Raw genomic sequence first — 530 nt, 5'->3', positions numbered from 1 at the left:
CGAGCAGGCGCACTTCGCCGCGGGCCAGGTGGGCGGCGCTACGGGTGCTGTCGAAAGCCAGGGCCTGGCCGAAGCTTTGCTCGGCGGCCTGCGGCTGCGCCAATTGTGCCTCGGCGCGGCCCAGGTAATAATAAATAGCAGCTTTTTCGGCGGGCGCTAATCCGGCCGTTTGCAGCGCCGTCAGAAAATCGAGGCGGGCGGCCCGTGGGTCGCGTTGCAGCAGCAGCTCCAGCTCGCCGTGGTGGCGCAGGGCGGGCGCGTAGTCGGGCCGGAAATGCAGGGTTTCTTCCAGAAAGCTATACGCTGCGCCGAGGTTGCCGCTGGCGTAGGCACGCAGGCCGTTTTCGTAGTTGGTGCGGGCCGAGAGGCGGTCCATCGTCACCTTCACCGTGAGAGCAATGAGCACGATGCCGCCAATAAAAGCCAGCGTCAGCAGCCAGTCGCGGCCGTTGAAGCGGGGCTGCTGCTTCGGAATGCGCTGGTAGTGCCGCTCGCGGCTGCCAGCGGGCGGGCGGGTGCGTAGGGGGGCG

1 pseudogene is annotated in these 530 nt (G+C 67.5%); it reads right to left on the bottom strand.

Features of this window, described 5'->3' with window-relative positions:
• Positions 1-530 (bottom strand): annotated as a pseudogene (locus tag ACYVDE_RS25935) (hypothetical protein); the annotation flags it as partial.

Source organism: Hymenobacter agri (genome assembly GCF_054778495.1).
This window is presented reverse-complemented; position numbering and strand designations above follow the sequence as displayed.